Origin of the sequence: Azospirillum sp. Sh1 (genome assembly GCF_008365135.1) — a bacterium.
Taxonomy (GTDB): Bacteria; Pseudomonadota; Alphaproteobacteria; order Azospirillales; family Azospirillaceae; genus Azospirillum; species Azospirillum oryzae.
In genome coordinates, this window is sequence record NZ_VTTK01000008.1 from 238,110 (window position 1) to 248,125 (window position 10,016).

Consider the following 10,016-nt stretch of genomic DNA (forward strand, 5'->3'; position numbering starts at 1 on the left):
CGCTTCGCGGGAGAGGGGACTGCCGCCGCTTCGCGATTGAAACCACGCCGCCAAGCGTCCTGCCCCCTCTCCCGCGAAGCGGGGGAGGGATGGGGAGGGGGCAACGCGGCCCGCACTATCGTCACACCCATCCTCACCCCCGGTAATGCCGGGGGGTGTAGACCCAGCGCCCGCCATCCGCCCGCGCCACGAACCGCGTGTGCGAGGCGCCGATGATCACCAGCGTGCGCATGTCGGCCTGCTCCGCCCGCACCTCGCCGAGCGTGGTCACCGTCAGCTCCTCGTCATGACGGCCGACGGCGCGGCCCAGCACGATGGGGGTCTCAGGCGTGCGGATGTCGCGCAGGGCGTCGAAGGCGGCCCCCAGCTGCCAGGGCCGGGCCTTGGAGATCGGGTTGTAGAGCGCGATGACGAAATCCGCCTCCGCCGCCAGCCGCAGGCGCCGCAGCACCACCTCCCACGGCTTCAGATTGTCGGACAGCGAGATGGCGCAGAAATCATGCCCGAGCGGCGCCCCCGCCCGCGCCGCGGCGGCCTGCATGGCGGAAACGCCGGGATCGACCGAGAGATGCACCGCATGCCACGCCTCGGGGGCGGCCGGGTCGTCCAGCGCCTCGAAGATCGCGGCGGCCATGGCGAAGATGCCGGGGTCTCCGCCCGACACCACCGCCACCCGCCGGCCCTGCGCCGCCAGATCCAAAGCGAAGCGGGCGCGGTCCAGTTCCACCCGGTTGTCGGAGGCGTGGCGCACCTGATCTCCCGGCGGCACACGCTCGACATAGGGGAAATAGCCGACGAGGTCGGTCGCCTCGGCCAGATCGCGCCGGGCCTCCGGCGTCAGCCAATCCTCCGGGCCGGGGCCTAGCCCCACCACCTTGAGCCAGCCAGTGTTCTCCGGGGCAGTCATCCGCGCTTGCCCTCGCCCGGAATGACGATCTGGGAGAAGTAGGGGGCGACGTCCGGCGCCTCCAGGAAGGGCATGAAGCGCTGTTCGTCCATGCTGGCGCGCTCCACGTACCATGCCCGCTCCGCCAGTCCGGCGGCGGCGATGGCGCGGCGGACCTTGGGCAGGTTCTGGCCCAGCTTCATCACCACGCAGGCATCGGCGGCGGTCAGGGCGCGGACCAGAGACTCCTCGTCCAGCGTGCCGGGAATCACCGACAGCACGTCGTCGCGCAGCATCAGCGGACGTGGCAGCAGAGAAGCGCTGCACACCATGCTGGTGACGCCGGGGACGACCTCCGTCGCAAAACGGCCGGACAGGCGCAGGAACAGATGCATGAAGGAGCCGTAGAAGAACGGATCCCCTTCGTTCAGGGCTGCGACCGAACGGCCGGCGGCGAGATGGGCGGCGATGCGCTCGGCGGACTCGTCGAAGAAGGCCTCGATCTGGCGGCCATAGTCCGGGTGGGTCGGCGGCAGTTCCACCGTCACCGGATAGACCATCGGCAATTCGATCTGGTCGGCGGTGATCGCCTGGTCGGCGATGCGGCGGGCCTGCCCCCGGGTGCCGCGCTTGCAGAAATAGGCGACGACCGGGCAGGCGCCGATGGTGCGCACCGCCTTCAACGTCATCAGCTCCGGATCGCCGGGGCCGACGCCGACGCCGAACAGGGTGCCGGAGGTGGGGGTCTCGCCGCTCATTCGACGTCGCTCGCCAGGGCGTTGACGGCGGCGGCGGCCATGGCGCTGCCGCCGCGCCGGCCCCGGATCGCCAGATAGGGGACGCCGAAGGGGTTCTCGGCCAGCGCCTCCTTGCTTTCCATGGCGCCGACGAAGCCGACGGGGAAGCCCAGGATCGCCGCCGGTTTCGGCGCGCCGGCCGCCAGCATCTCCAGCAGGTAGAACAGCGCGGTCGGCGCGTTGCCGATGGCGACCATCGATCCGCCCAGCCGGTCGCCCCACAAATCGAGCGCGGCGGCGGAGCGGGTGTTGCCGATGGTCCTGGCCAGATCGGGCACCGTGGGATCGCGCAGGGTGCAGACCACCGCATTGTCGGCCGGCAGGCGGGCGCGGGTCACGCCATGGGCGACCATCTCGCTGTCGCAGAGGATGGGGGCGCCGGCGCGCAGAGCGGCGCGGGCGGCACTGCCGACATCGGTGGAGAACAGCAGGTCCTGGGCCGCATCGACCATGCCGCACGCATGGATGACGCGCACCGCCACCGGCTTCAGGTCGTCGGGAATGGCGGAGAGGTCGGCCTCCGCCCGGATGGTGGCGAAGGACTGGCGGTAGATGGCCGCTCCGTCGCGGATATAGTCGTAGAGCGGCTCAGGCACCGGTGGACTCCTCGGTCAACAGATCCGCGACGCGGGCCACGGCGTCGGCGGGGGACAGGCCGGTGTGCCCCTGCATATGTCGGGCATCGTCACCGGGTTTTGCGTTCAGGGCGACGTCATACACGCCGTCGCGGGCGGTCAGGGTGACATCGGCGATGGCGGGATGGGCACAGCCCTTGGCGCAGCCCGACACATGCACCATTCGGACATGGTCCAGCAAGGGGCCTGCGCGCTCGGCGATGGCGAGCGCGGTCGCATGGGTGTCGGTGGTGCCGACATCGCAGCCGCCCGCCCCGCTGCAGGCGGTCAGCTTCAGCCGGCGGTCGGCGTGGGAGAGGATGGCGCCGTGGGCGTGGGCGACATGCCCTGCGTCCGTGGTGGGAGCGACAAGGATCAGGGCGCGCCAGGGGGTGATGCGGAACTCGACGCAGGCGGAGGCGAGGGCCGAGAGGGTGGCGGCGGTGAGGCGGCCGAAGGGGAAGGCCGTGGTGAGGAAGGCCGGCGTCTCCCCAATGCGGGATCCCTTCTCCCCCCCGGGGAGAAGGTTAGGATGAGGGGGTTCGGCGGAGCCGAAGACATCCATGACGTGCGCCACTTGCCCCCACCCTGACCCTCCCCCGCTCTCAGCGGACCTATGGTCCGCCTGTCGCGTCAGCACAAAGCGGAGCTTTGTGCGAGAGCTGGGCGGGGGAGGGGATATCAGCGGGGAAAGGCACGTTGCGAAAGGCTCGGTGCCTATTGCCGCGACCAGCCCCACCATGCGGCGCGGCGGCTCCGGCAACTCGGCGCGCAACTCCAGGAAGGCGCGGCCCAACGCCGACGCCACATCCGCCACATCGTCGGTCCGGCACAGGCCGAGCGGTGCCGCCTTCGCCAGCGTGCCGCCCAGCGACACCCGGAAGTGTTCCGCGTCCACCGCGTCGAAGCGTACGTCCGTGCTGCTGTCCGCCAGATGGCCGATGCCGCCGCCGCAGACCAGCCAGCCGAACTTCGGCGGCAGGCGGTGCAGGGCGGTGTCCGCCGCCAGCCGCGCGTCGAGCGTACGTGCCACCCCCCGTACGTCCATCGGCGCGGACGGGTCCAGCCCGGCAGTGGGAGAACACAGCACATTGCGCACGGCCTCGCTCGCCGCGTCGGCGGAGACGTAGCCCATGTCGCGCAGGGCGTCGGTCACCGGTTCCAACGCGTCGGCGGCGATGCCGCGGAGCTGCAGGTTGCCGCGGTGGCTGAGATCGATCAAACCGTTGCCGTAACGATCCGCCAGGTCCGCGATGCGGCGGGCATGCTCGGCGGGCAGCACGCCGGCGGGGACGCGAACGCGCAGCAGAAACCCGTCACCGACCCGCATCGGCGCCAGCACGCCGGGGCAGGTGCCGCGGCGTCTCGGCTGGTTGGCGACGGGGGTCGTCATACGGCGGTCTCCCGGAGGCGCCGCAGATCCTCCGCGGTGGAGTTGCGGCGGGGATGCCACAGGCCGCGGTCGAGCGCCTCGCTCATGCGCGCCAGAATGTGCCGGGCAGCGGCCGGATTGGCATGCGACAGGAAGTCCCACACCTCCGCATCCTCGACGTACGCGTCATACAGCTGGTCGAAATGGGCGGGGCGTACGGCATCGGTGGTGGCGGCGAAGGCGAACAGCGTGTCGACGCCGGCCGCCAGCTCCGCCGCGCCGCGATAGCCGTGGCGCATCATCCCCTGGATCCAGCGCGGATTGGCCGCCCGGCCGCGCAGGGTGCGGGCGATCTCCTCCGCCAGGGTGCGGACGGCGAGTTTCTCCGGATCGGCGCTGTCGAGATGGTAGAGCGCCGGTTCGGACTCCTCCAGCGCGGCGGCGGCGGCGAATCCGCCCTCGAACTGCATGAAACCGTCGGTGGACAGAACGTCATGCTCGCGCTGATCCTGGTGGTGGACCAGCGCGTCGGCGCCGCCGACCCGGCGGCGGAACAATGCCGGCAGCGGCACGCCCTCCAGCCCGGCGCCATAGGCGTGGCAGCCGCCCTCCAGATAGGCGGCGCCGAAATCGGCCCGCGCTGTCCAGTCGCCGCGCGCGATCATGCCGGACAGCGCGGTGCCGTAGATGCCGGGCGCGGCGCCGAAAATGCGCGCGGTGGCCCAGCGGCGGGCGTCCTCCGCCTTGGTGCCGGATGCCGCAAGGCGCTGTTCCTCGGCCCGCGCGGTGGCGGCCAGCGGGTTGGTGTCGTCCGGCTCGTCCAGCCCGGCGACGGCGCGTACCGCCTGGTCGAACAGGGCGATCTGCTGCGGGAAGACATCGCGGAAAAGGCCGGAGATGCGCAGCGTCACATCCACCCGCGGGCGGCCAAGCACGCCGGCCGGCATGATCTCGTAGCCGGTGACGCGGCCGGAGCCGTTCTCCCAGATCGGACGGACGCCCAGCAGGGCCAGCGCCTGGGCCAGTTCGTCGCCGCCGGTGCGCATGGCGGGAGTACCCCAGCAATCGACCACCAGCCGGCGCGGCCAGTCGCCATGATCCTGGAGATAGCGGGTGATCAGCGCGTCCGCCGCCTGCCAGCCGAGCGTCCAGGCGGTCGGCGTCGGCACGCCGCGCGGGTCGAGCGCATAGAGGTTGCGGCCGGTCGGCAGCGTGTCCGCCCGTCCGCGCGCCGGCGAGCCGCCGGGGCCGGGGCGGACGAATCGGCCGTCCAGCCCGTCGAGCAGCGCCCGCATCTCCGCCTCGCCGCAGGCATCGACAGCGTTGGCGACCATGGCCGGATCGGCGGTGCGCGCGATGCCCGTACGAGACACTGCGGCGGTCAGGCGGTCGCGGCGCTCGCCGGTCGGGCTGTGGCCGAAGACATGCAGGCCGTCGCGGATCTGCAACTCCTTGATGTCGCAGAGATGGGCGTCCAGCCGCGACAGGATGGCGTCGGGATCGTCGTCGGGACGCAGATTGCAGTCGGCGGCGACGCCGGATTTCCAGGCGAGGTCGAGGATCGTCTCGCGCAGCATGCCCAGCCGCCTGGGGTCGAGCCCGGTCGCCTGCGAATACTCGTCGATGGCGGTTTCCAGCGCGGCAAGCTCGCCGTAGAGGCCGGATTCCACCGGCGGCGGGGTCAGGTGGCCGATCAGGACGGCGCCCAGGCGGCGGCGGGCCTGCACGCCCTCGCCGGGGTTGTTGACGATGAAGGGATAGAGGGTCGGCAGGGCGCCGCCGACGATCTCCGGCCAACATTCCGCCGACAGCGCCACCGCCTTGCCCGGCAACCATTCCAGCGTGCCGTGGGCGCCGATCTGCACCAGGGCATGGATGCCGACGGCATGGCGCAGCCACAGATGGAAGGCGAAATAGCCGTGACTGGGGGGCGTATCGGGGTCGTGGTGCTGGGCGGTGGTCAGGGCACCGTGGCCGCGGCTGGGCTGCACCGCCACCACCGCGTTGCCGCACGGCAGGATTCGGAAGGCGAAGGCGCCGTCTTGGCAGGCGGGATCGGCGGCGGGCTCGCCCCAGGTCTGGGCGATGCGTGCGCGGACCTCCGGCGGGGCGAGGCGCTGGTAGTCGGCCAGCGACAGTGTCGGGGTGGGGGCGGCGGTCAGGGCCGCCATCAGCTCGGCGCCCCCACCCAAGATGGTGTCCGGAATTGCGGACAGGCTGTAGCCCTCGGCGGACAGGCGGTGGAGCATCGCCACCGTGCTGGCCGGACTGTCGAGGCCGACCGCATGGCCGATGCCGCCGCCGGGGCCGGGATAGTCGGACAGCACCAGCGCCAGGCGGCGCTCCGCCCGCGGGGTGCGGGACAGGCGGACCCAGCTTGCCGCGAGGTCGGCGGTGAAGGCCACCCGGTCGGGGATCGGGCGCAGGACCGGGGCGGCGAATTGCAGGTCGGGGTCGGGGTCGCCCGCCGTCTTGAACGCGATGGCGCGGGCGATGATGCGGCCGTCCATCTCCGGCAGCACGACGTTCATGGCGAGGTCGGACGGACCGAGGCCGCGTGACGAGGCCTGCCAGCCGGCTTCCGGCGTCGTGGACAGGATGGCCTGCAGGACCGGGCTGCCGTTGGCCTCCAGGGGAGAGCCGTCCTCGCGCGCCGCCGAGAAGGCGGTGGTGTTGACGACCACGGCGGCGTTCTGCGCGGTCAGGCTGGCGCGCATCCAGGCGGCGCAGTCCGGCTCCTTCAGGCTGGCGACGAACAGTGGGCGGGGGGCGAGGCCACGGGCAGCCAGCGCGTCGCACAGCGCGTGGATCGGGGCGAGGTCGCCAGCCAGCAGGTGGGAGCGGTAGAAGACGACGGCGGCCACCGGTGCATTTGCGGTGACGGGGCCGCTCCAGCCGTCATAGGCGCCGAATCGCGGGACCGGGGCAGGGTCGTCATGGGGCAGGGGCATGCCGGCCAAGGTCGCGGCGCAGGCCAGCAGATGGGCCATGTTGGCCGGACCGCCCTCGGTGAAATAGCGCCAGAGGCGGTCGGCCGAGTCCGGAGGAACGGTGCCGTAGGCGGTGAGGTTGGGGTCGGGCTGTGCCTCGCCCGGCAGGACGGCGAGCGGGATGCCACGCTCGCGGCAGAGGGCGGAGAGACGGTCGAGGCCGTAGCGCCAATAGCCGCTGCCGCCAAGCAGACGCAGGACCACCAGTTTCGCCTTGGCAACGATGTTCTCGGCGTAGAGGTCGACCGACAGGGGGTGGCCGAGCCGGTTGAGGTTGGCGAGGCGGAGGCTGGGCAGCCGCCCGCGTGCCGAGCGCCACGCGGCGGCGAGCGCGGTCAGGTCGCTGTCGGAAAAGGACAGCATGACGAGGTCGGCCGGCGTCTGCCCCAGATCTTCCGCCTGGGGGCCGGCGTCCAGTTCGTCCTGGCGGGCGGCGAGCAGGTGCATGGTTCGATGTCCAGGGGCGGCGGTGCCCCCTCCCTCCCACGGCTGCGCCGCGGGTCCCTCCCTCCCCCTCTTCGAGGGAGAGGGCAGGTTTGCTATGTGGCGGCAGTCCCCTCTCCCACCGACGGTGGGGGAGGGTTAGGGAGGGGGCAAACGCCGCGACACCCTAACTCTTACCCGACAACCGCCCGTGTCACCGCATCGCGGTCCAGCCCGGTCTCGCCGATCACCACCAGACGGCTGCGGCGCTCCTCGCCGGGCTTCCACAGGCGGTCGTAGTGGGTCTGGATGCGGGTGCCGACGCCCTGGACCAGCAGGCGCATCGGCTTGCCGGGCACGTCGATGAAACCCTTCAGGCGCAGAACGCCATGCAGGCCGGCGACCTGCTCCAGCGTCATCGCCAGACGGGCGGGGTCGGGCTGCGACGGCAGTTCCACCACGAAGCTGGTGAAGTCGTCGTGGTCGTGGCCTTCCTCGTCGTCATGGTGGCTGGGACGGTTGGCGAGGTCGTCCTCCACCGCCGCACCGACGCCGAGCAGGACCAGCGGATCGACGGCGCCCTGCGACGCGCGGACCAGCTTGGCGTCGCGGCCGACCGCGTGGCTCAGCGCGCTGCGGATCAGCTCCTCGACACGGGCGAGGTCGCCGGCGGCCACCAGATCGGTCTTGTTGACGACGATCAGGTCGGCGCAGAGCAGCTGGTCCTCGAACACCTCTTCGATCGGCGTCTCGTGATCGACGGTGCCGGCGGCGTCGCGCTGGGCCTCCATCGCGGCGGGATCGGGGGCGAAACGGCCCTCCGCCGCCGCCGCGGCGTCGACCACGGCGATGACGCCGTCGACCGTGACCCGCGTCTTGATCGCCGGCCAGTTGAAGGCCTGGACCAGCGGCTTCGGCAGCGCGAGGCCGCTGGTCTCGATCACGATGTGCTCGGGCGGGTCCGGCCGGGCCAGCAGCTTCTCGATGGCCGGAACGAAGTCGTCGGCGACGGTGCAGCACAGGCAGCCGTTCGCCAGCTCGATCACGTCGTCTTCGGTGCAGGTCGGGTTGCCGCAGGCGCGCAGGATGTCGCCGTCGATGCCGACATCGCCGAACTCGTTGATGATCAGCGCCAGCCGGCGGCCGTCGGCCTTTTCCAGCAGGCCACGGATCAGCGTGGTCTTGCCGGCGCCGAGGAAGCCGGTGATGACGGTCGCCGGAACCTTGCCGGCGACCGTTTTCGCAAGTGCGGACATGGGCTTGTTTCCTTAACGCGCGCCGGGCTGGACCCGCAGGGCCGGGCTGGACTCGGTCTCGCGGACCAGACCGCTCATCAGCCAGCCGCAGGCGCTGCCCAGGATCGCCCAGAACAGGGCGGCCCCGCCGAGAGAGGCGGTGACGAAGCGGGCGGCCAGTTCCGGCGGAACCGCACCTTCGGCGCTTTCCGGATGGGGCGCGCCGATCAGATGGGGCAGCGCGGCGGCCAGGACGGCGGCGGCGATGACCAGACGGTTGCGGGCGAAGGCGAGCGCAGCCATGCAGACGCCGGCCCCGGCGGCGGCGGACAGCCACCAGAGCTGACGCAGCTCAAGCTCCGCCCCGGCCATGCCCGGCAGTTCGGGGGCCAAGCCGAAAGCGGGCGCCAGCGAGACGGCGACGAAGCCGCCCATGCCCCACACCAGCCCGCGCCGCGCATCGACCGGCCGGCCGGCCAGCAGGATCGCCGCACCCAGCAGCAGCGCATAGGCGACGCCGGTCAGCAGGTTGGCGACGATGGTCAGGCCGATGCGCTGCATCGCCTCGTCCAGCGTCGTCGGCACGCCTTCGCCGACCTCGCGCACGGGGCCGTGCTGATGCGACGGCGCAGGCGCGCCGGCAGGCGCCGCGGAGGCTGCGGGAGGCGGAGTGACCACCTCGTACTTCTCGGCTTCGAGGATCAGCGGGACGGTTGTCGCCTGCTGAACGACGGACGCGGCCGTGCCGGAGAGCACGCCCGCGACCAAAGCGGCTGTGAACAGCCGCCGGATCAGATCCATGACCCGCTGCTTAGTGGCAGGGGAACGCGAAGGAGTGACGGGTGTCGTGCGCCGCGTCGTGGATCTGCTGCGGCTGGGCAAAGCCGACGCCGTACAGCAGGAAGGTGCCGAGCAGGATCGCGGCAAAGGCGGCGACCGCGGCCTGTGCGGCGCTATGGGTCGCGGAGTTGCCGACGGAATTGATGGAACGGGTGGTCATCGAAGACATCCTTGCTCTCCCGCCACACCCGGCGGGGTTGGGAAAGGTTGATACGTCCGCCGGCAGGTTTCCTGGCTCGCGGGTCGCCGCATCGCCGTCCGCCTTCCCGGCCGCGAAGGGCCAGTGGCATGATGGACGGGATGCTCGCCGCTTACAGTTGCGGGGGCAGCCGCGGCATTGGCGCCTCCAAAGAAGCTCCGCACCGCATTCCCTATTATCCCCGCCGCCCGTCAGGACGGGCAGGGCACCGTCGGACGCCCACCATCGCAGTGCCGCGCGCGTTTGGCAAGCCCACAATAAGGTGTCTGCCGCACGGACGATCTTGCATGCCGACATTTTGGATGCTGTCATGTTTAGCGGACAGAGTGTCCGGAAATCCGACACTTTTCGGTGTTAGGGTAAGCGAGTGGATGGAGGGCGCCGCAGCGAAACCGGCGGAGAAACAATGGGGCCGACGGCCCGACCGAAGCGAACCCGGCCGTGGCACGCTTCGTGCGTACAACAATCGGTGAAACGTCCCGCCGCATGGCGGCTCCCGGGCTTGAAGCCCGGTCATAAGCGCCGGGCATAAGCCCGGAAATAAGGACGAACGGGAGGAGAATTCGCGACCGATGAACGCCGCACCCACCGACGACATCATCCTGGAAGCGCGCAACCTGACGAAGGAGTTCAAGGGGTTCGTGGCGGTTCGGGATGTGA

Annotated in this window: 8 protein-coding genes and 1 riboswitch; all 8 genes read right to left on the reverse strand. The window is 71.3% G+C overall.

Features of this window, described 5'->3' with window-relative positions; translation table 11 throughout:
* Positions 1-133 precede the first annotated feature (133 nt).
* Entirely contained in the window at positions 134-907 is a 774-nt protein-coding gene (gene cobJ, locus FZ029_RS11300; RefSeq protein WP_149269316.1) for a precorrin-3B C(17)-methyltransferase, read from the reverse strand.
* Complete coding sequence (locus FZ029_RS11305; protein WP_149198652.1) at positions 904-1,644, reverse strand: precorrin-2 C(20)-methyltransferase; 741 nt, start codon at positions 1,642-1,644, stop codon at positions 904-906. The genes cobJ and FZ029_RS11305 overlap by 4 nt, the downstream gene beginning before the upstream one ends.
* On the reverse strand, positions 1,641-2,279 hold the full coding sequence (locus FZ029_RS11310; protein WP_149269317.1) for a precorrin-8X methylmutase: 639 nt from the start codon (positions 2,277-2,279) through the stop codon (positions 1,641-1,643). Before FZ029_RS11310 ends, FZ029_RS11305 begins: the two co-directional genes overlap by 4 nt.
* Entirely contained in the window at positions 2,272-3,690 is a 1,419-nt protein-coding gene (cobG, locus tag FZ029_RS11315) for a precorrin-3B synthase (protein ID WP_149269318.1), read from the reverse strand. Before cobG ends, FZ029_RS11310 begins: the two co-directional genes overlap by 8 nt.
* Positions 3,687-7,106: a cobaltochelatase subunit CobN gene (cobN, locus tag FZ029_RS11320; RefSeq protein WP_149269319.1), complete on the reverse strand. Its 3,420-nt coding sequence runs from the start codon at positions 7,104-7,106 to the stop codon at positions 3,687-3,689. The genes cobG and cobN overlap by 4 nt, the downstream gene beginning before the upstream one ends.
* Positions 7,107-7,276: 170 nt before the next feature.
* Entirely contained in the window at positions 7,277-8,338 is a 1,062-nt protein-coding gene (gene cobW / locus FZ029_RS11325) for a cobalamin biosynthesis protein CobW (protein WP_149269320.1), read from the reverse strand.
* Positions 8,339-8,350: 12 nt separating this feature from the next.
* Complete coding sequence (locus tag FZ029_RS11330; protein WP_149269321.1) at positions 8,351-9,118, reverse strand: CbtA family protein; 768 nt, start codon at positions 9,116-9,118, stop codon at positions 8,351-8,353.
* A gap of 10 nt (positions 9,119-9,128) precedes the next feature.
* Entirely contained in the window at positions 9,129-9,317 is a 189-nt protein-coding gene (locus tag FZ029_RS11335; RefSeq protein WP_149269322.1) for a CbtB domain-containing protein, read from the reverse strand.
* Positions 9,318-9,360: 43 nt separating this feature from the next.
* Positions 9,361-9,584, reverse strand: a riboswitch (cobalamin riboswitch).
* Positions 9,585-10,016: the final 432 nt, after the last annotated feature.

Coding starts and splice junctions, on each gene's coding strand:
- cobJ (WP_149269316.1), bottom strand. CDS start 907: ATGACTGCCCCGGAGAACACTGGCTGGCTCAAGGTGGTGGGGCTAGGC.
- FZ029_RS11305 (WP_149198652.1), bottom strand. CDS start 1,644: ATGAGCGGCGAGACCCCCACCTCCGGCACCCTGTTCGGCGTCGGCGTC.
- cobG (WP_149269318.1), bottom strand. CDS start 3,690: ATGACGACCCCCGTCGCCAACCAGCCGAGACGCCGCGGCACCTGCCCC.
- cobN (WP_149269319.1), bottom strand. CDS start 7,106: ATGCACCTGCTCGCCGCCCGCCAGGACGAACTGGACGCCGGCCCCCAG.
- cobW (WP_149269320.1), bottom strand. CDS start 8,338: ATGTCCGCACTTGCGAAAACGGTCGCCGGCAAGGTTCCGGCGACCGTC.
- FZ029_RS11330 (WP_149269321.1), bottom strand. CDS start 9,118: ATGGATCTGATCCGGCGGCTGTTCACAGCCGCTTTGGTCGCGGGCGTG.
- FZ029_RS11335 (WP_149269322.1), bottom strand. CDS start 9,317: ATGACCACCCGTTCCATCAATTCCGTCGGCAACTCCGCGACCCATAGC.